Raw genomic sequence first — 20,222 nt, forward strand, 5'->3', positions numbered from 1 at the left:
GGGACCGAAGCAGCATGGAGGAATGATCGAAGCGGGGCCGGAAGACGGTGGCCCGGCAGGACCGGACGGAGCGATGCGGGATGTCAGCCGCCGGTGGTGAGACCTGTGGCGTGACGCCACTTCTCCTGGACGACCACGGTACGCAGCTCCCAGCCCGCGTCGCCGCGTTGCAGACCGAACACGCCCCGGCCGCCGCACATGAGGTCCTGGCCCGACTCGTGGCGCAGCGGACTGAGATAGTCGGCCCGCACCTCGGCGCGGTCGCCCGGATAGCCACCGAGGTCCTGGATGCGCAGCAGACGGTTGACGATCAGATGCTGGCGGACGGGAAAGGGCTGGAGCACCCCGGCCAGCCAGTCGGCGACTTCGGCGGCCGTCCCCTCGATGCCGCCCGCCGCGGTGTAGTCGGCTCGGCCGTCGGAGGTGAACAGGGCCCGGAACCCGGCCCAGTCCGCGTCGTCCACGGCCACCGCGTAACCGGTGATCACTTCGTCGATGGCCAGCCGGTCCATTACGGTCGCGAGATCCACGCGCTGCGTCATCGCCTCAGTCTCCGGCAGTGGGAGCCCCGGGCCAAGAGCCGTGCACTCGTGCCGTGCGGGACCTCGGGCCCGCCGACGGCGGTCTCACTCCTCCGGGAGCGGGATTCTGAGGGCGGTCGTGCCTCGCAGGTCGAGCCAGGCCGCGTTCGGCGCGCGCACCACACGGAGGATCACCTCGTCGCAGTGCGGGCACCGGGCCACCATGCCTGGCGCGTGCGCGTACACGCGCAGTTCCGCGACCGGGCCCGTCGTGCCGCAGCCGGCGCAGGTCCCGGTCGCCGCGGTGATGTCGGTCGCGAAGATCTCGCGGAACGATCCCGCCAGGACGTTGCCGTCCTGGAAGTCGGGACCCTGGATCCGGTTCATGCCGGCCTCCGTTCATGTCAGCCTCCGACAGGACCGAAGCGCTCGGTCCTTATCCGGTCGGGATCGTGGCCGCCTGCCACGAGGAGTTCCGCGGCCAGTTCGACGAAGCCCGTCGGGCCGCAGACGAAGCACATCGGCTCAAGCCCGGCGGGCCGGCCGAAGGCGGTCTCGTCGGTGGCGGCCAGCCGGCCCGGTGGCCGCGGCCAGCCGGCCGGCGCCGAGCGCGTGTACAGAGAGGTCACCTCCAGCCCGTCGTCGGGACGCAGCTCCGGGACGTAGTACCGGTCACGCGGAGTGCGCACCGAGTAGAGCAGCCGGAAGGGCGCCCGGCCCGCGACGCTCCGGCGCGTCCGGATCATGGACATCAGCGGGACGATCCCGGAACCGCCGGCCACCAGCAGGACGGGCGACGGATCGGCCGGATCCCAGACGAACCAGCCGCCGACCGGGCCGCGCAGTTCGAGCTGGTCGCCGGCCTCCAGCACGTCGACGAGATACGGCGAGACCTCTCCGTCGGGCACGCGCTGCACCGTCAGCTCCATCCGGCCCTCGCCGGGAGCCGAGGCGACGGAGTAACTGCGCTGCGTGCTGTAGCCGTCCTCCGCGGTCAGGCGTACGTCCACATGCTGGCCCGCCGTGTGGCCCCGCCAGTCAGGAGCGTCGAGGACGAGCGTCCGGGCGCTCGCCGTCTCGTCGCGCCGGTCCGCCAGTGTCGCCGTCTGCCAGCGCAGCCGGCCGCTCAGTCGCCCTGATACCGCTGTTCGCGCCATGGGTCGCCGTATTCGTGGTAGCCGAGACTCTCCCAGAAGCCCGGGTCGTCGGTGGGCATGAGCTGGATGCCCCGCACCCACTTCGCCGATTTCCACAAGTACAGATGGGGCACCAGCAGACGGGCCGGGCCGCCGTGTTCGGCGGGCAGGTCGTCACCGTCGTACCGGTGGACGATCCACGCCTTGCCGTCGAGCAGGTCCTCCAGCGGGAGGTTGGTGGTGTAGCCGCCGAAGCTGTGGACCATCGCGTAGTCGGCGTCGAGGTCGACATCGGCGAGCAGAGTGTCCAGCGACACTCCTTCCCACCGGGTCGCGAGCTTCGACCACTTGGTCACACAGTGGAGGTCGACCGTCGGCCGTTCGCTGGGCAGGTCCCGCAGATCCCGCCAGGACCAGCGATGCCGGACGCCGGCGGCCGTCGTGACGGTGAACTCCCATGTCTCCAGCGGGACCCGCGGTGTCGGGCCCGCCGACAGGACCGGAAAGTCCTCCACCAGGTACTGGCCCGGCGGCAGGGTGGTTCCGGCCGGGCGCCGGCCGTGGAAGCCACGCGAGACGATTCCCATGGGCTCCTCCCGGATCGGGGCATGTCTTCATCCCATTGTGGGCGCCGCGACCGCAAACCACTCGTTGGGAGCAGCGGGCACGGACGCGGCCGGCTCCGGCCACTGTCCGGAGCCGCGCGCGAGTCGGCGGGCGTTGTTAGCGTGGGAAGATCCGAGGCGAGGCGAGGCGAGACCATTGGCCAGGCTGACCGCAGTGAATGTGGGCCTGCCGCAGGATGTCGGGTGGAGCGGTCGCACCGTGCACACGGGAGTGTGGAAGCAGGCGGTCACCGGTCCTCGGATGGTGCGACGCCTCAATATCGACGGAGACGGCCAGGGCGATCTGGCGGGACACGGCGGTGAGCACCGCGCGGTGCTCGTGTACCAGACCGACTCGTACCGCTACTGGGAGAAGGAACTGGGACGCGACGACTTCGTGTCCGGGCAGTTCGGTGAGAACTTCACCGTCGAAGGGCTGCCGGACGACGAGGTCTGCATCGGTGACCGGTACCGCATCGGCGGCGCGGTCTTCGAGGTCAGCCAGCCGCGCGTGACCTGCTACCGGGTGGGCCTGCGGATGGGAGAACCGCAGATGGCCGCTCTGCTCGTGTCCCACCGGCGCCCGGGCTTCTACTTCCGGGTTCTTGTCGAAGGAGAGGTCGAGGCCGGTCAGGAGATCACCAAGATCGCCTCGGACCCGGTGGGAATGAGCGTCGCGGAGATCGACGCGCTGCTGTATCTGCCGGGACATCCACGGGACGGCATCGACCGCGCTCTGCGCGTCCCGGCTCTGAGCCCGGGCTGGAGAACCTCTCTCGAAGCCGTCCGTGAGCAGGCGGAACACGCTCCGCCCGGGTCGGCCGGCAACGCCGGCCTGAGCCCCGCCGCGACCGGTCCACCGGCCGCCTGGACCGGATTCCGTCCGCTGACGGTCGCTCGCCTCCACGAAGAGAGCCGGAGCGTCGTCTCCTTGTGGCTGGCCGCGTCCGACCGCTCCGCGCTTCCGCCGTGGCGGCCCGGACAGGCCATTACGCTGCGGCTGCGTCCGGAGGGAGCCACGGCGCCGCTGATCCGCAGTTACTCGCTGTCCGGGCCGCCCGGCGCCGCCGAGTACCGGATCAGTGTGAAGCAGGAGCCGCACGGCGCGGTCAGCAGCCTGCTGCATACGCGGGTGCGCGTCGGTGACGCCCTTGATGTCGCCGCCCCGCGTGGCACGTTCTTCCTCAAGGACAGCGAGGACCCGGTGCTGCTGCTGTCCGCCGGCGTCGGCGCCACGCCCGTCCTGGCCATGCTGCACGCGCTGGCCGACGCGTCGTCGCGGCGGCAGGTGTGGTGGCTGCACGGAGCGCGTGACCGGGCCGAACACGCCTTCGCGGCGGAGAGCCGCGCGCTCCTCGGCCGACTGGCCGGCAGCCATTCCTTCGTCTGTTACAGCCGTCCCGCGGAAGGAGACCGGAAGGGCGTCGACTACACCGCGAAGGGACGGCTCTCGGCCACTCTGCTCGGCGGCCTCGGCCTGCCGCAGGACGCCGATGCCTATCTGTGCGGTCCGGCGGAGTTCATGACCGGTCTCGCGGCGGCTCTCGGTTCCTCGGGGCTCGATCCGGCCCGTATCCACACGGAGGCCTTCGGCGCGGGCGCCGCTCTGACTCCCGGTGTGGTCTCGGGACCCGGCCGGTCGCCCCATCAGCCGGCCGGTCCCGCCGGCACCGGGCCCACTGTCTCGTTCGCGCGCAGCGGCCTTACGGTCCGATGGGACCCGGAGCGTACGAGCCTGCTCGAACTGGCCGAGGCCTGCGACGTACCCACTCGGTGGTCATGCCGCACCGGCATCTGCCACACCTGTGAGACGGCCCTGCTGTCGGGAGCCGTCGACTACTCTCCGGAGCCGATCGACGAGCCGGCCGACGGCAATGCCTTGATCTGCTGTTCCTCACCCATGGACAGTGTGGTCCTCGACCTGTGACGACCCGCTCGGTACCGCTTCACCGGCCGGGCCGTACCGACGTCACGCGCCGGTGCCTCAGCGCCGTCGGCGGTCCGGGGAAAGGCGTCGCAGCAGTGTCGGAATATGGCTGTGGTCCACGTCCTTCACCGCGGTCACGAGTGTGACGGGCTCCTTCCGGCCCAGTTCCCTGAGATGGCCCATGGCGTCCTTGTGCCGGGCGTCGTCGAGTTCCTTCCCGTAGCGGGACACGAACTCCTCATACCGGGACACATCCTGGTGCAGCCAGGAGCGCAACTCCTCCGACGGAGCGACATCCTTGAGCCATTCGTCGATGTCGGCGCGCTCCTTCGAAACGCCTCGGGGCCAGAGTCTGTCCACCAGAACGCGTGGACCGCCGTCGGCCGGATCAGGGTCGTCGTACACCCTTCGCACCCGGAAGGTCTCCATCGCACGCTCCTCCCACCCGCCAACCCCCTCTCCAGCGTCGTCCACCCGCTGACACCTCGCAAGGCCGGGAACCCGCCCTCGTACGCCCGGCGCGCGTCCGTCCGACGCGTCCGACGCGTCCGACGCGAGGAAGCCGCGGAGAGATTCCGACGGCGCCCTCTCCTGGGCTAATGCCTCACCAGGGGCGTGCCGATCGGGTGTGCTCTGCCCGACATCCCTGTCCACCGTTGGGAGATCAAACATGCGTATGCGCTGCGTCGCCGTGGTCGCGGCTCCGGCCGGGACCGCCGGACATCTGGAGGTGTGATGCGGTCCCGATTCACCCTGACCCGCCTCGCGGCGGGCCTGCTCCTGGCCTGTGCTGTCGCGGTGAGCGGCTGTGCCGGAGGTAGCGACAAGGACACCGGCAGCGGCTCCGGCAGTGGCATCGGCCGGGTGGCGTCAACGCCGGTGCGGGCCGGCGCGCCGCTCAAGGACCCGGAAGAACTGGTGAGCCGCGACGGCGTCCTGCGCGCGCGCCTCGATGTGAGCAGGCGCCAGGTCGATGTGGCCGGCCGCAAGCTCTGGGCGCTCACGTACAACGGCCGCTATATGCCGCCCACGCTGCGGATCCAGCCGGGCGACAGGATGGAGCTGGAGGTGAGGAACCGGCTGGACAAGTACACGAACCTGCATGTGCACGGGTTGCATGTGTCGCCGTCCGGCAACTCCGACAATGTCTTCATCCATATCCATCCCGGCGAGACCTTCCACTATGCGTACAAGTTCCTCAAGACCATCAAGCCCGGCACCTACTGGTACCACTCGCACGCGCACCCGATGTCCGCGCCGCAGGTCGCCGGCGGAATGTCCGGTGTCATCGTCGTCGACGGTCTGAAGCGGTATCTGCCGCCCGCTCTGCGGAACATCACCGAGCATGTCGTCGCGCTCAAGGACTTCCAGGTCGAGGGTGACGAGGTCAAAACCAAGGACCTGCACATCGGCGGAGCCACCAACCGCACGATCAACGGCCAGCTCAAACCGACCATCCGTATCCGGCCGGGCGAATACCAACTGTGGCGGCTGGCCAATATCAGCGCCAACATCTACTACAAAGTCCATCTCCAGGGACAGCAGTTCCAGGTGATCGCCCAGGACGCCAGTCCCGTCGACCGGATCTGGAAGGCGGACTCGCTCGTCATCGCGTCGGGTGCCCGGTACGACGTGCTCGTACGAGGCGGGCCGCGCGGCAGTACGCAGTTGCAGACGCTCGCGTACAGCACCGGTTCCGCGGGCAACCAGTTCCCGGAAGTGCAACTGGCCACCGTGGTGTCCGAAGGAGAAGAGGTGCCACCGGTGGCGCTGCCGGCGGCCTTCGCGCCGAGAGTGGATCTGAGCGATGCCAAGCTCGCCGCCCGGCGCACCATGGTCTTCTCCGAGAACAAGGCGGGAACCTTGTTCTACATCAACGGCAAGCAGTTCGACCCGGACCGGGTTGACGTCCGGTCCCGAGTGAACACCGTGGAGGAGTGGACCGTCAGAAACGACAGCGACGAAGAGCATTCCTTCCATGTGCACACCAACCACTTCCAGCTCATGAGCGTCAACGGCCGCCCGTACAAGGCCCACAGCATGCAGGACACCGCGAATGTCCCCGCCAGAGGAAGGATCGTCGTGCGGAACCACTTCCTCGACTACACCGGGAAAACCGTCCTGCACTGCCACATCCTCAACCATGAGGACGCGGGCATGATGGCCGTCCTGGAGATCGTCAAATGACGCGACCGCGGGCTCTTCCCGGATGTGAGCGGACCCGCGGCTGAGTACGCACCGGCCGGAAGCGGTCACGCGGTACGAACGAGGAGGCCGGCCCGCGGAGTGCTCCGCGGGCCGGCCTCGGCGCGCCGCCGTGGGCCGGGGCGGCCTTCAGGAGACGGGCGCGTGGCGATAGTCCTCGTTCGCGAATGCCTTGCCCAGCTTGACGAGGTTCTCGGGCGCGTCCATACGGTCCATCGTCACCTCGATGAACGCGAGCCGGTCACGGTGCTCGCCGGCGGTGTCGAGCGCTGCCGCGAGTTCGTCCTCGGTCCGGGCGCTGATACCGATGGCGCGGTCGGGCGCTGTGGTGAAGACATCGACCAGCTCGCGGTAGCGCCAGCGGGGAATGTCGTTGTATTCGGCGGTCGGGCCGAGGATGGTGCGCTCGACGGTGTAGCCGTCATTGTTGACGAGGATGATGACGGGGTTGAGGCGGTGCCGCAGGATCGTGGAGAGCTCCTGAGCGGTCAGTTGGAAGGAGCCGTCGCCGATCACCAGGATGTGCCGGCGTTCGGGAGCGGCGAGCATGGTGCCCAGCAGGGCCGGAAGCGTATAGCCGATGGATCCCCACAACGGCTGTCCCACAAAGACACAGTCGTTGGGAAAGGCGATCTCGGCGGCTCCGAAGTAGGACGTTCCCTGCTCGGCGACGAGGACGTCGCCAGGTCTGAGAAACGCCTGCATCTGCTGCCAGAACCGCTTCTGCACCAGCGGCGCCGCCTGTTCGGGCCGGTAGGGAGTCTCGGTGCGGACCTCTCGCTGATAGAGCGACGGGACGTCTCCCGCTCGGTGCGCGGGCGCGTCGGCCGCGTGAAGGGCGCTCAGGGCGTCCTTCATGGAAACGTGCGCGTACTGCGTACGGCCGACACTGGCGGAGAACGGATGCAGTTCGATGACCCGGGACTGGTCGATGGTCTGCGTAAAGCCGCCGGTGGTGGAATCAGTGAACCGCACACCGGCGGTGATCAGGCAGTCGGCGTTCTCGATGGTCTTCTTGACACTGGGCTCGCTGAGCTTTCCGGCGTACCCGCCGATGTACTGGTCGTGATCCTCGGGAAAAATTCCTTTGCCGCTGCTGAGCGAGGCCACCGGGCAGCCGATCTTCTCGGCCATCCGCATCACTTGCGGAGCGAGGTGGTACCGGTCGACCTCGTGGCCGATCAGGACGGCGGCCGTGCCGGCGGCACGCAGCCGGCCGGCCACCTCCTCCGTGAATTTCAGGAGCTGGCGCGGGTCGCTGGAGGGCTCCGACAGCAACAGCGGCTCGGTCGGCGGCTCGATGGGCAGATAGGCCACGTCCGACGGCAGCATCAGATAGACAGGTCGCTTCCGCAGCCAGCAGACGCGCAGCGCGCGATCGATTTCGGCGGCGGCGCCGTCCCGGTTCAGCCGGGTCTGAACGACCGAGAACTCACTCATGCATGTCGAGAAATGAGTGAAGTCGCCGTCTCCGAGTGTGTGGTGCACCAGCGCCTTGGACTCCACGACGAATGTCGCCGGAGTGCCGACGATCGTCACGACCGGTACCGATTCGGCGAACGAGCCGGCGACACCGTTGATCGCACTCAGCTCGCCGACGCCGAAGGTCGTGACCAGTGCGGACATTCCGTTCAGCCGGCCGTATCCGTCCGCGGCGTACGCGGCATTGAGCTCATTGCGGTTCCCGACCCAGTCGATGCCGTCCATCGCCTCGATCTGGTCCAGGAACTCCATGACGTAGTCCCCTGCCACGCCGAAGACGCGGCGGACTCCGATCTCCCGCAGCCGGATCAGCAGATAGTCGCCGACGGTGCACGTTGCCATCAAGGAAACCTTTCTTGTCGCAGATTCTGCTGTGTGGACGGTCCGTTCGAGCGGGCTGTTCGAGAACTCGGGAAATCAAGAGACGGGACATCGAGAAACGGCAAAGAAGGACAATCAATACCATCTGTTATCCGGATTGTGTGTATTTCATGCTTTCCTGGGCGTGGCGTCGGCGGAGCCGGGTCCCGCAGTGTGAGCGCCGCACTCCGTGCCATGGATTCGCGCGTTCCCGAGGTGCGAGGACGCTCACTGAACCCCTCGGGTCATCTCCTAACGCCCCAGAGGTATAAAGGAATTGTCCGGCCGTGGCCGGTCGGCGAGTCCTGGCTCCTCCACCTCTACCTCCTTCTTCTCGCGGTCGTCGCCGCGCTGCCGTTCCCCACCCGGCTCGTCAGTGAGTACGGCGACACCGCCGTGGTGACCTCGCTCTACGCCGCGGTGATCGTGCTGGCCGTCGTACTTCTGAGCGCGATGTCGGCGCGACTGCTGTTCAGGCGTCTTGACGAGCCGGAGACCGGGACACCGGGGACCGCACCGGCGGCCGCCCGACCGACGGACTGATCCGGCGGCGGCCGGCGCGGTGAGCACGACCGCGGAGGCGGCGTCAGTCGCGCCCGGACGCCGGAGCCATGGCGACGGGATCGGTGACACCGCCGGGGCACGCGTCACGTGCGATGTCCCAGTCCGCGAGCACCGCACCGGCGCGGAAGGCGCTGCCGAGAAACGCCTGGACGGTGTCGATGGGAGACGCGGCGGTACGGGCCGTCTCGTAGTCGAGGACGGCCAGATGGCCGCCGTCGCGCGCGAGCCATCTGGCGGAGTCGGGTGCGAGCGGCTGGTCGGCGAGACCGGCGGGCTCGGGAGCCGTGTAGGAGTAGAAGGCGGGCGCGGGAAAGCGGGAATCCCCGAACCAGAAGCCGGCGCTGATGACTTCCCTGGAGTAGGCCTCCCGGGTGACCGGGTCGACCGTGGACGGCTGCTCCACGACGCGCTCGGAGAAGCGGGTCACGGCGATGTCGAAGGTGTGCCAGAAGTGGTGGACCGGACTGGCCTTTCCCGACCACTGCCCGGCGTACTGCTCCAGGACCAGATTGACCTGGGAGAGGACCTGCCAGTAGCGAGTGACCTTCGCCGGTTCGTAGCCCCGGTGTTCGTGGTCCTCGGCGAACGGGCGGCCGGCGTCGGGCAGGTCGAAGGGGTGCGGCAGAGCGATGGAGACGCTGACGCCCAGGCCCGCCAGAGCGGACATCAGACGCCGGTGGAACTCGGCGACCGACAGGCCCGGAAGAGCGAACGACGCCTCCGAGCCGTCACCGGTGGTGATCACGAGGCGGTGCGACACGAGGTCGAAGTCGATACAGAAGAACGCGCCCTTGTCGGTGAGGCCCATGGGCCTGGTGGTCAGGCCGCGGCCGGTCAGGTGAAAGGGGACGTTCCACCAGTGGTTACGCCGAGGCGCGGCGGCAAGGCGCACCTTGCCCACCACCTGGGTGAAGCGGTGCAGTGTCTCCTTGCTGTCGCGCCACGACTCGTACGGCACGGGCGGGAACAGCTCCATGACACCTCCCTGCGATGTCGCGATGTGCAGGTCGCGCACATGTGTCTGCTGCCATCGTCCAAGCAGCGAGGGAAATCCGCTTCCCGAGCGCGGCCGGCGGCGCGGGTCCCGGAGCCGGACCGGGACGGGCCGGGACGCGGATGGCGTCCTGACCCGTCCCGGCACGCCGGGCACAGGCACGGTCAAAGCCCGTGCCACAGGTGCTGGTTGGTCCGTCCGCGTCCTGTCAGGCAGCCGGGTGCAGCGCCGTGCGCAGTGTGCTGATCGCCTGGGTGATGGCGGCCTCGGCGGCGTGGGTCTCGCGCAGTGCGTTGAGCATGACGAAGTCGTGGATGATGCCCTGGTAGCGGACCGCGGTCACGGGCACGCCGGCCTGGCGGAGCTTGTTGGCGTAGGCCTCGCCCTCGTCGCGCAGGACGTCGGCCTCGCCGGTGATGACCAGCGCCGGCGGCAGTCCGGTGAGCTGCTCGGTGGTGGCGCGCAGCGGCGAGGCGGTGATCTCCGCGCGCTGGGCCTCGTCGGTGGTGTACTGGTCCCAGAACCACTGCATGCCGTCGCGGCGCAGGAAGTAGCCCTCGGCGAACTGGTGGTACGAGGCGGTGTCGAACGCCGCGTCGGTGACCGGGTAGAAGAGCACCTGCTGCACCAGCGCGATGTCGCCGCGCTCCTTGGCCATCAGCGTGAGGGCGGCGGACATGTTCCCGCCCACCGAGTCACCGGCGACCGCGATGCGGGAGGCGTCCAGTCCCTTGGTGGCACCGTCACTGACGACCCACTGGGCGACCGCGTAGTTCTGCTCGATGGCGGTCGGGTAGCGGTGCTCGGGGGAGAGGTCGTACTCCGGGAAGACGACGGCGGCGTTCGCGCCGACGGCGAGTTCACGGACGAGCCGGTCATGCGTATGGGCGTTGCCGAAGACCCAGCCCGCGCCGTGGATGTAGATGAGGACCGGAAGTGTTCCCGTCGCTCCCTTCGGCTTCACGATCCGGGCCTTCACCGAACCGGTCGGCCCGCCGTCGACGGTGATCCACTCCTCGTCGATCTCCGGCTTGGCTATGTCGCCGGACTGCACCTCGTCGACCGTCTTCCGCCCCTCGGCCGGCGCCAGGTCGAAGAGGTACGGCGGATTGGCCGTGGCCTTCGAGAATGCCTCGGCGGCGGGCTCCAGAACCGGAGCCGACGGAATGTGGTTCACGGACATGTATCTGCCTCGAAACTCGCCGTAAAGAGTTCGGCGAAATAGTGGGGAAAGGTGTGCCTCTGCACGATCACACTGACGATATCTCGTGAAATGTGCGTGCAGCGCTCGACTCTTGCACCTGCGTGCACGGCGGGACCTCAGGGCTCTCCCGTAATCCCCGGCGGGCGCGCGACAGCAGCTCCCGCCGGCCTGCGGAACGTCCAGGTTGTGCCGTTCTTGAGGATGGAAGAACCTCAGGAGCCCTCTGGGCGAACGCCGTTCGGTCGGGTATGGGGGCCGCACGGGCCACGGCGGTCAGGGCTTCGGCCTAATGAGCCCGTGGCGAAGAGCGGTGACGCCCTCTCGGATGCCGCACCCGCATTCGACGGCGGGCCGGTGTGTTCCCGGCCGCCACACATGGCGTTCGTCCCGTCTCCGGCGCTGTCGGCCGAAGCGGCTACGGTGTGACGGAATTCCCCAGTTGGGTCCGGCTGTTCCGCCACTCGCGAGGAGACATTCCGTACGCCGTCCGGAAAGCACGGCTGAAATGCGCCGGGTTGGTGAATCCCCAGCGCTCCGCCACCGCCGAAACGGTCTGGCTCGTATGGCCGCGTCGCGCCAGCTCCCGTCCGCACTCCTCAAGGCGACGCCGCTGGATCAGCCGGCTGACCGTGACGCCCTCGCCTTCGAAGAGCCGGTGCAGATAGCGCACGGATATCTGGTGAGCCTCGGCGATCATCTCGGGCGCGAGCGCCGGATCGCCCAGATTCCGGTTGATGTACTGCCGCACGCGGCGGACCAGACAGCCGCGCGTGGTGTCGCGGGCCACCACCGGCCTCGCCAGCTCGAACACGAGAGTGGCCAGCAGATCCATGACGTTGCCGGCCAGCCGGTCGCCGACCTCGGGAGCGTGGGAGTGCGACGAGTCGGCCAGAGTAGTCAGGAACGGGCCGAGCAGCGCCGCGACGCCCTTGGCCGGACTGATCGCGGTGCCGGTCACCTGCCTGAGTTCGCTGTTCGGCACGCCCAGCGCACGACGGGGCAGATGGATCACATGGATACGGAAAGGGTCCGGGTAGTCGAAGGTGTACGGCCGTGCCGTGTCGTAGACCACCATTTCCGCCTCGCGCACCACGGTGCTACGGCCGTCCTGGACCAGCGAAGCGGTGCCTCGGGCCTGAACCGCGAGGCCGACACACTCCTCGGACGACCCCTTGATCAGCTCGAGAGTCCGGCGCATCCGCTGCGGATCGGACTCGACCGTGGAAACCCGGAGATGCCCGAGCCGGTCGGATCTGATCCGGCCCGTGAGTGGCGCCGGCTCCCAGCGAGTCACCAACAGCGGTCCCAATGTCCTGTCGACGGCTGCGCTCCAGTACGCGATCTTGTGCTCATCAGGTACGGACGCGGTGGTCAACAGCAAACTCACAGGGTCTCCCGTGCGGAAGCGGACGGTGGAGCGGCGGCCCGATCCCAGGAACGGAGGGCACGAAACGCCTCGGTCGGCCCTCATGGCAGAGAGAGCCGACTCTGAGAGGGAGCCTGCACGCGCCGGGCCGTGGCCGTCCTCAGTCATCCGACGCGGAAATGACCATCAGGCGTGTGTTCCACCGCGCGTACGGACCAGGACAGTCGGGTCCGGACAGTCGCGGCCGGCACAGCCGGGTCCGGGACAAGCGGGCCGGTTCCGGTCGCGGCGGCTGACCGGCCGGTGTCCGGCGCGGATCGGAGGAAAGGCTTCCACTTCTGCGGCGGTACGATCGGACATACCGCTCGGCCGTGGTGTCTGGCCGCTGACCAGGGGCCCCGGCCACTCATTCCGGCGCAGGAAGGAAGGCCGAGTGGCAGGAAGCGTGCTTTTCGGGCGGGATCATGAGATCGGCGTCGTCAACGCCTTGATCGAACTGCTGCCGGAGCGCGGCACCGCGCTGCTGCTCCGCGGGGAGCCCGGAATCGGGAAGTCGGCGCTGCTCGCGCGCGCCGCCTCGGATGCCGCGGACGCCGGCGTGACGGTGCTGACGGCGGCCGGTGTTCAGTCGGAGGCACAGCTTCCGTTCGCGGGTCTGCACCAGTTGGTGCGGACGCTGCTCGACGGAGTGAAGGGGCTTCCGGCAGCGCAGTCGGACGCGCTGCTCGGAGCCTTCGGCATGGCCGGCGCCTTCGCCGACGCGCCAGTGCCGCAGTTCTTCATCATCGCCCTCGCCACACTCAATCTGCTGGACGAGGCATCGACGCGCGGGCGTCTGCTCCTCGTGGTGGACGACGCGCAGTGGCTCGACATGCCGACGCTGGACGTCCTGGGTTTCATCGCCCGCAGACTGGGCGCCGAACCGATCGGGCTGCTGATCGGCCTGCGCGACGGCCAGGGCCGTTCGCTGGACGGCTGCGGGATTCCGGAGCTGCGACTGCGCTCGCTCGATCCGGCGGCGGCCGAGGCGCTCCTGCGGGACCGGGCGCCCGCGCTGTCGGCGGCGGCGCGCCGGCGCGTGCTGGAAGCGGCCGCGGGCAACCCGCTGGCGCTGATCGAACTTCCCGTCGCGCTGAGCGACGACCGGCCCGTCGCGGACTTCCTGACCTCGACGCCCGTGCCGCTCACCGCGCGTCTGGAGGAGGCCTTCGCCTCCCGGGTCCACGATCTGCCGTCCGACACCCGCCGGCTGCTCCTCGTCGCCGCCGCCGACGAGGAAGGCGCGTCCGCCGAAGTACTGGCGGCCACCTCGGTGCTCACCGGTACCAAGGTCTCGGAGCAGGCCCTGGGGCCCGCCGTGGCGGCCCGGCTCCTCGACGCCGACGAGCTCCGTATGAGCTTTCGCCATCCTCTGGTCCGCTCCGCCGTCCTCCAGGCCGCGCCGCTCGCGGACCGGCTCGCGGCGCACGACGCCCTGACTCAGGTGCTCGACGGTCAGCCCGACAGACAGGCGTGGCACCGGGCGGCGGCCACCGGTCGCCGCGACGAGGCGGTGGCCCGACGCCTGGACGAGGTGGCCGCGCGGGCACGGGGCCGCGGCGCGATCACGGTGGCGGTGACGGCGCTGGAACGCGCCGCGAAGCTGAGCGAGCGGACTTCCGGCCGTGGCGCACGACTCCTCGACGCGGCGGAACTCGCCTTTGAACTCGGCCACACAGAGCAGGCGTTCGGTCTGCTGCGGCAGGCCGAACCGCTGGAGCTCGGCACACTCCAGCGGGCCCGGAGGCTGCTGCTGCGCGAAACGCTGGAAGTGGATGTGTCGGTGGGCGAGCCCCGGCTGCATCTGATTCTCACGACCGCCGAGCGAGCGGCTTCGGCGGGCGAGCCGGCGCTGGCCCTGCGCCTGCTCAAGGGAGCGGCCCAACGCTGCTGGTGGACCGATCCCGGCCGGGAGATACGGGAACGGATAGTGGCGGCCGTGGAAGCGCTTCCGGTCTCCGACCTGGACCCTGACCTGCTGTATGCCCTGGCCGCCGCCACTCCGCTGGAGCGCGGGACGGAGGTACGGGAGCGCCTGGACCGGCTGGCGCGTGAGGACGGCTATGACGCCGCCGCGGCCGCCACGCTCGGCACGGCGGCCACGCTGATCGGCGCCTTCGACCGGGCCGCCGGATTCCTCAACCGTGCCGCTGCCGAATTCCGGGCCCAGGGCAGACTCGGCCTCCTGGCGCAGACACTTGTGTCACTCGCGTTCACCATGGTCCACACCGTGGACTGGGCGGTGGGCATGCCGGCGGTGGAGGAGGCGGCGCAGCTCGCTACGGAGAATCAGCAGCCGCGCTGGCTCACGGGCGCGAAGACGGCCAAGGCCCAGTTCGCGGCGTTGCGCGGCGATCTGGACACCGCCCGGACTCTGGCCGGAGAGGCGGAAGGCGCGGCCCTGACCACGGCCCATCACTCGAATCTGGCCTCCATCCAGATCGCCAGAGGCCTCACCAGCCTCGCCGCGGGCAATCCGGCCGAGGCGTACGACTGCCTGTGGCGCGTGTTCGCTCCGGCCGATCCCGCCTATCATCCGTTCCTGCGGACGGCGGCGATCGGTGATCTCGCCGAGGCGGCGGTACGCGGCGAGCATCGCGAGGCCGCTCTCGCCGAGCTGAGAAAGCTGGAGAAGGACGTCTCCGGAAGCGATGCGCAGTTGATCCAGGTGAATCTGAGCTACGCCCGCGCCCTGCTCGCCGACGACGAACACGCGGAGGCCCTCTACCGGGCGGCCCTGGACCTCGACATGACGCACTGGCCACTGGCGCGGGCGCGGCTGATGCTGGCGTACGGGATCTGGCTGCGGCGCCAGCGCCGGACGACGGAAGCGCGCACGCCACTCCGGTTCGCCCGCGAGTCCTTCGACGCGCTCGGTGTCCTCCCGTGGGGTGAGCGCGCACGCAAGGAACTGCGCGCCTCCGGCGAGAGCAGCGAACGCCGCAGCCCGGGCGCCTGGGACCGGCTCAGCCCGCAGGAGTCGCAGATCGCACGCCTGGCGGCGGAAGGCATGTCCAACCGCGAGATCGGCGAACAGCTCTATTTGTCGCCGCGGACCATCGGCGCGCATCTGTACCGGATCTTCCCGAAACTGGGGATAAGCTCCCGGGCGCAGTTGCCGGACCGGCTCAGAAACGCCGACTGAGTGCTGCGGAACGAGCGTGCACGGGACCTCCGGTCCCTGAAAGGCACCGACCACGCGGATGAGGAGAGCGATGACGACACTGGAAGACGCGGCCGCGCTCGGGCAGGACGAAAGCGGGCTGGCGGTGGTCTCGACACTCCGGGCCGACGCCACCATCCAGTCCTCGCTCGTCAACGCCGGCGTACTGGCCCATCCGTCGACGCGCGAGCCCGTACTCGCCTTCGTCACCTACGGCAGGGTGAAGCTGGCCAACCTCCGGGTCAGGCCGCAGACGACGGCGACATTCCGCAGCGGCTGGCGCTGGGCGACGGTCGAGGGCGATGCCCAGCTCGCCGGCCCGGACGATCCGCAGCCCTGGCTGGACGACGAACGGCTACGACTGCTGCGCCGCGCGGTGTTCGTGGCGGCGGGCGGCGAACACGAGGACTGGGAGGAGTACGACCGCGTGATGACCGAGCAGCGCCGCACCGTCGTTCTCGTACGGCCCCGGCGGGTGTACAGCAATTAGGCCCTGTCGGACACTTCCGGCCTGGCCTGCGGGCGGACGGTGCTCTGTGTCAGGCAGGGCCCGGCTCTTGCTCGCTCGGTCTTCGCGGGCCCGGCGCAGAGAGCCGGACAAGGATTGTCATGAGCCGGTCAAGATCGGCGGGGCCTTGACTGATGTCGTGTCACCGACGAACGCCGACGGCGAGACTCCGCAACGACTCGGGACACTCGGCGCAAGAATCCAACGAATGACCGCAGCAAGGCGGCAACCACACGAAAATACCTTGTAGGAGCCTTGTGGAATGAGGTGTTGGGGTCCTAATGTCACCTCACCTCATGGCGTCCGCTCCGCCTCGACGTCTGGGTGTTCACCCTCCCGAGAGAAACGAGCATTCGATGTCACGGAGCATCAGAGGAGTCGCCGCGAGACGGTCCGGGGGACCGAGGCGAAGAGTGGTGACGGTGGTCGCGGCGCTGGCCGCGGCCACCGTCGGCCTGAGCGTGCCGGCCGCCGGCACCGCTCTCGCCGACAAACGCGTGGACGCCGCTCCGGCCCCGGTGGTGACCCGCGCCGCTCTCGATCCGTCGCTCGTCGCGGGCCGGGGCGCGGATCTCGGCTTCGCCGAGCAGGAGGCGGAGAACGCCACGACGAACGGCACGGTCATCGGTCCGGACCGTACGGCCTACACACTGCCCGCGGAGGCGTCCGGCCGTAAGGCGGTCAAACTGACGCCGGGCAAGTACGTCGAGTTCGTCCTGCCGAGCGCGGCCGACGCGATCACCGTGCGGTACAGCATCCCGGACGCGCCCAACGGCGGCGGCATCACCGCCCCGCTCGATGTCACGGTGAACGGCAAGAACCGGACCACCATGACGCTCACTTCGAAGTACGCGTGGCTCTACAACCAGTATCCGTTCTCGAACGACCCCAACGCCGGTCTGCTGCAACCGGACTGGTGGATCACCGAGTGCTCCTGCGTGCCCAGCGCCACCACACCGGCGCCGACGATCACCAAGCCGTTCCGTCCGAACCACTTCTACGACGAGCAGCGCCTGTTGCTCGGCCGGAAGTACCGCGCGGGCGACACGGTGCGGCTGACGGTTCCGGCGGGCAGAGGCGCCACGGAGACGGTTGTCGATCTGCTGGACTCGGAGCTCGTCGGCGCGCCGCACATCCGGCTCGTCGCGGCGAATGTGCTGGCGTTCGGAGCCGACCCGCTCGGCCGGCGCGACTCCGCCGACGCGTTCGACAAGGCGATCGCCTTCGCCAAGCGCACGCACCTCAAGGTGTATGTCCCGCCCGGCACCTACCAGGTGAACCGCCACATCATCGTCGACGATGTGACCATCGAGGGCGCCGGTAGCTGGTACACCATCATCAAGGGCCGTGAGACAGCGCTCAGCACGCCCGCGGCCGACGGTTCGGTGCACACCGGCGTCGGTTTCTACGGCAAGGACGCGTCGGCCGGCGGCAGTACCAATGTCCATCTCTCCGGCTTCGCGATCGAGGGCGACGTCCGTGAGCGCATCGACACCGACCAGGTGAACGGCGTCGGCGGAGCGATGAGCGACTCGACCATCGACGGCCTCTACATCCACCACACCAAGGTGGGCATGTGGTTCGACGGTCCGATGACGAACCTGCGGATCACCAACAACGTCATCACCGATCAGATCGCCGACGGCCTCAACTTCCACACCGGCGTCACCAACTCGGTCGTGTCGAACAACTTCATCCGCAACTCGGGTGACGACGGCCTCGCGATGTGGTCCGAGAAGACCGGGAACGCCAACAACACCTTCGACCACAACACCGTGCAGACGCCGGTCCTCGCGAATGGCATCGCCGTCTACGGCGGCACCGACAACACCGTCTCGGACAATCTCATCGCCGACCCGATCCGGGAGGGCAGCGCCATCCAGGTCGGCTCCCGCTTCGGCGCCGAGGCGTTCAAGGGACACCTCTGGATCACCGACAACACCACGGTCCGGGCCGGTACGTACGAGCTGAACTGGAACATCGGCCTGGGAGCCATCTGGTTCTACGCGCTGGAGAAGAACATCGACGCGGACATCCAGGTCGTCGGCGACACCTTCCTCGACAGCACCTACAACGCGGTCATGCTGGTCAGTGACTTCCCGGTGAAGGACCTGTACTCGATCACCAATGTCCACTTCAAGGACATCAAGGTCGACGGCACGGGCACCTCGGTGGTCAGCGCTCGGGTGGCGGGGTCCGCGTCCTTCGAGAATGTCGACGCGCGCAATGTCGGCGCGGTCGGTGTCAACAACTGCGGTTCGTTCAACTTCACACCCGCCGGCTCGGAGTTCTCGCTGACGGATCTCGGCGGCAACGACGGAGGCGGCACCACCGGGCCCTGGCTGGCGCCGTGGGAGCTGCCGAACACCATCACCTGCGACGACCGTCCGCCGGTGGTCGCACCGCCCGCGCCCTCCACGTGGTGAGGCACCGCCAGGCCGTACGGTGAAGTACTGGCCGGCCGTCCGGGGCAGTCCCGGGCGGCCGGCCGGGCCGTACACCGTACGGCCGACGGCGTGTGTCAGCCGGAGGACGGCCTCAGCAGGAGCCCGCCGAGAGCCGCGCCGGCGATCGCGTCGGCCCTGTCCTCGGTCAGCGGCTGGTGTCCGGAGACGAGCCGGAAGATGAGCGGGCCGAAGAGCACGTCGATGGCGGTCTCGACATCGACGGAAGGGTCCACCTCGCCCCGGTCGAGGGCCCGTTCCCACAGGGTGCGAATGGCGTCCCGGCGCCCCGAGAGGAAGAACTGCCGGAAGTACGGGCCGGCTTCGGCGTCGGCGACACAGGCGGCGAGCAGTTGCGAGAACACCGTGCCGGCCCGGCTGGCGTAGAAAGCGCTGACCCGCCTCACCTGTTCGGCGAGATCGCCTCGCGCGGATCCGGTGTCCGGAAGCGGGATCGCGTCGGCCATCTGGGTGCCGAAGGCCTCGGCGGCGACCGCGGTCTTCGACGGCCAGTGCTTGTAGATGGTCGCCTTGCTCACTCCGGAGCGCTCGGCGATGGCGTCCACCGTCACCGCGGGCAGACCGCCCTCGTCCAGCAGTCCCCTGGTGGCGATTATCGCGGCGTCGTGCGCGCGCAGACTGCGCGGCGACCGGGGATGGGCGAGGATGCCGCGCGCTCCGCCCGCTGTGACCGGGCCGCCCGCTGTGACCGGGCCGCCCGCCGTGACCGGGCCTTCCCGGAGAACCATCTGGTCAGCCCGCCCGGACGTCGTCGTGATCGGTGGACAGGGAGAGTTCGCGCCAGGTGTCGATGTCGCCTCGCAACTGGTCCACCTTGGCCTCCACGTTCGTCACCGCGTCGGAGCCGAGGAGCAGGCGCAGCGGAGGCCGCTCCTCCTCGGCGATCCGCAGAATCGCGGCGACGGCCTTCACCGGGTCGCCCGGCTGCTCGTGGTTGCGCTGTGTGGCGGTGCGTCGCATCGCGCCGGAGGTCGTGTCGTAGTCGTGGATCACCGATCCCTCGGTGTGCAGGCTCGTGCCGTCGAGGAAGTCCGTCCGGAAATAGCCGGGCTCGACCAGAGTGACATGTACACCGAGAGGAGCCACTTCCTTGCTGAGAGCCTCGGTGAAGCCCTCGACGGCGAACTTCGTCGAGTTGTAGAGGCCCCATCCCGGCGAGCCGACGAGCCCTCCGACCGAGCTGATGTTGATGAGATGTCCCGAGCGCTGAGCGCGCAGTACGGGCAGGACCGCACGCTGGACATTGAGCGTGCCGAAGACATTGACGTCGTACACCGAGCGCGCGGCCTTGTCGCTCGCCTCCTCGACGGCGGACAGCAGCCCACGGCCGGCGTTGTTGACGACGACGTCGATACGGCCGAAGGCATCGACCGCGGCCCGGACGGCCTGCCCGGCCTGCGCCTCGTCCGTCACATCGAGATCCACGGCGAGCAGAGCGTCGCCGCCTTCGGGAAGCTGATCCTTGATGGACGCGGCGTCGCGTGCCGTCGCGACGACCTGATGGCCGGCCGCCAGCGCCTGTCGCGCGAGCTCCAGCCCGAAACCGCGCGACGCCCCAGTGATGAACCAGACACTCATGATGACCTCCTCGGCCGGACAGGACCTGACTGTGTCGACTGTGCCGACTGTGCTGACAACATCCGAACTGTACGACCAGTTTATCCGCGTCCGGTCCGCGTGCCA

The 20,222-nt window shown here is 69.0% G+C and carries 17 protein-coding genes; 6 read left to right on the forward strand and 11 right to left on the reverse strand.

Going from position 1 to position 20,222, the window contains the following annotated elements:
* Positions 1-83: 83 nt before the first annotated feature.
* From PV679_RS32470 to PV679_RS32485, 4 genes are all read right to left on the reverse strand, one after another.
* On the reverse strand, positions 84-542 hold the full coding sequence (locus PV679_RS32470; RefSeq protein ID WP_319684415.1) for a nuclear transport factor 2 family protein: 459 nt from the start codon (positions 540-542) through the stop codon (positions 84-86).
* A gap of 84 nt (positions 543-626) precedes the next feature.
* On the reverse strand, positions 627-908 hold the full coding sequence (locus tag PV679_RS32475) for a DUF6510 family protein (protein ID WP_319684417.1): 282 nt from the start codon (positions 906-908) through the stop codon (positions 627-629).
* Between the two features lie 17 nt (positions 909-925).
* Entirely contained in the window at positions 926-1,678 is a 753-nt protein-coding gene (locus PV679_RS32480) for a ferredoxin reductase (protein WP_319684418.1), read from the reverse strand.
* Entirely contained in the window at positions 1,648-2,244 is a 597-nt protein-coding gene (locus PV679_RS32485) for a sulfite oxidase-like oxidoreductase (protein WP_319684419.1), read from the reverse strand. Before PV679_RS32485 ends, PV679_RS32480 begins: the two co-directional genes overlap by 31 nt.
* A 238-nt stretch (positions 2,245-2,482) precedes the next feature.
* On the opposite strand from PV679_RS32485, the gene PV679_RS32490 reads away from it, so the two are divergent.
* On the forward strand, positions 2,483-4,189 hold the full coding sequence (locus tag PV679_RS32490; protein ID WP_319684421.1) for an MOSC and FAD-binding oxidoreductase domain-containing protein: 1,707 nt from the start codon (positions 2,483-2,485) through the stop codon (positions 4,187-4,189).
* 57 nt (positions 4,190-4,246) lie between these two features.
* Here the strand turns inward: PV679_RS32490 and PV679_RS32495 are convergent, their stop codons facing one another.
* Complete coding sequence (locus tag PV679_RS32495) at positions 4,247-4,618, reverse strand: DUF488 domain-containing protein (RefSeq protein WP_319684423.1); 372 nt, start codon at positions 4,616-4,618, stop codon at positions 4,247-4,249.
* Positions 4,619-4,924: 306 nt separating this feature from the next.
* Here PV679_RS32495 and PV679_RS32500 point away from each other — a divergent pair, with 306 nt between their 5' ends.
* Positions 4,925-6,376, forward strand: coding sequence for a multicopper oxidase family protein (locus PV679_RS32500; protein WP_319684425.1), 1,452 nt, complete (start codon positions 4,925-4,927; stop codon positions 6,374-6,376).
* A gap of 147 nt (positions 6,377-6,523) precedes the next feature.
* Here the strand turns inward: PV679_RS32500 and PV679_RS32505 are convergent, their stop codons facing one another.
* The gene (locus tag PV679_RS32505) at positions 6,524-8,218 is read right to left on the reverse strand and encodes an alpha-keto acid decarboxylase family protein (RefSeq protein ID WP_319684427.1); all 1,695 of its coding nucleotides are present in this window, start codon (positions 8,216-8,218) and stop codon (positions 6,524-6,526) included.
* Between the two features lie 213 nt (positions 8,219-8,431).
* Between PV679_RS32505 and PV679_RS32510 the strand changes: the two genes are divergently transcribed.
* A complete protein-coding gene (locus tag PV679_RS32510; RefSeq protein WP_319684429.1) occupies positions 8,432-8,779 on the forward strand; it encodes a hypothetical protein in 348 nt (115 codons plus the stop codon).
* 43 nt (positions 8,780-8,822) lie between these two features.
* Here the strand turns inward: PV679_RS32510 and PV679_RS32515 are convergent, their stop codons facing one another.
* The 3 genes from PV679_RS32515 to PV679_RS32525 all read right to left on the reverse strand — a co-directional run bounded on the left by PV679_RS32515 (position 8,823) and on the right by PV679_RS32525 (position 12,385).
* Complete coding sequence (locus tag PV679_RS32515; protein ID WP_319684430.1) at positions 8,823-9,776, reverse strand: DUF5996 family protein; 954 nt, start codon at positions 9,774-9,776, stop codon at positions 8,823-8,825.
* Between the two features lie 226 nt (positions 9,777-10,002).
* Complete coding sequence (locus PV679_RS32520) at positions 10,003-10,977, reverse strand: alpha/beta hydrolase (protein ID WP_319684432.1); 975 nt, start codon at positions 10,975-10,977, stop codon at positions 10,003-10,005.
* Positions 10,978-11,413: 436 nt separating this feature from the next.
* Positions 11,414-12,385 carry a helix-turn-helix domain-containing protein gene (locus PV679_RS32525; protein ID WP_319684434.1) on the reverse strand — a complete coding sequence of 324 codons (972 nt, stop codon included), beginning with the start codon at positions 12,383-12,385 and terminating at the stop codon, positions 11,414-11,416.
* Between the two features lie 412 nt (positions 12,386-12,797).
* On the opposite strand from PV679_RS32525, the gene PV679_RS32530 reads away from it, so the two are divergent.
* The 3 genes from PV679_RS32530 to PV679_RS32540 all read left to right on the forward strand — a co-directional run bounded on the left by PV679_RS32530 (position 12,798) and on the right by PV679_RS32540 (position 18,500).
* Entirely contained in the window at positions 12,798-15,548 is a 2,751-nt protein-coding gene (locus PV679_RS32530; RefSeq protein WP_319684435.1) for an ATP-binding protein, read from the forward strand.
* A 70-nt stretch (positions 15,549-15,618) separates the two neighbouring features.
* Positions 15,619-16,056 (forward strand): TIGR03618 family F420-dependent PPOX class oxidoreductase, encoded by a 438-nt coding sequence (locus tag PV679_RS32535; protein ID WP_319684437.1) that lies wholly within the window; start codon positions 15,619-15,621, stop codon positions 16,054-16,056.
* A gap of 374 nt (positions 16,057-16,430) precedes the next feature.
* Entirely contained in the window at positions 16,431-18,500 is a 2,070-nt protein-coding gene (locus PV679_RS32540) for a glycosyl hydrolase family 28-related protein (RefSeq protein WP_319684438.1), read from the forward strand.
* Positions 18,501-18,595: 95 nt separating this feature from the next.
* Here the strand turns inward: PV679_RS32540 and PV679_RS32545 are convergent, their stop codons facing one another.
* Positions 18,596-19,267, reverse strand: a complete 672-nt coding sequence (locus tag PV679_RS32545) for a TetR/AcrR family transcriptional regulator (RefSeq protein WP_319684440.1) — start codon at positions 19,265-19,267, stop codon at positions 18,596-18,598.
* 4 nt (positions 19,268-19,271) lie between these two features.
* Positions 19,272-20,117: an oxidoreductase gene (locus PV679_RS32550; protein WP_319684441.1), complete on the reverse strand. Its 846-nt coding sequence runs from the start codon at positions 20,115-20,117 to the stop codon at positions 19,272-19,274.
* Positions 20,118-20,222 lie beyond the last annotated feature (105 nt).

The sequence above is a fragment of the Streptomyces sp. AK02-01A genome (assembly GCF_033795305.1).
GTDB lineage: Bacteria > Actinomycetota > Actinomycetes > Streptomycetales > Streptomycetaceae > Streptomyces.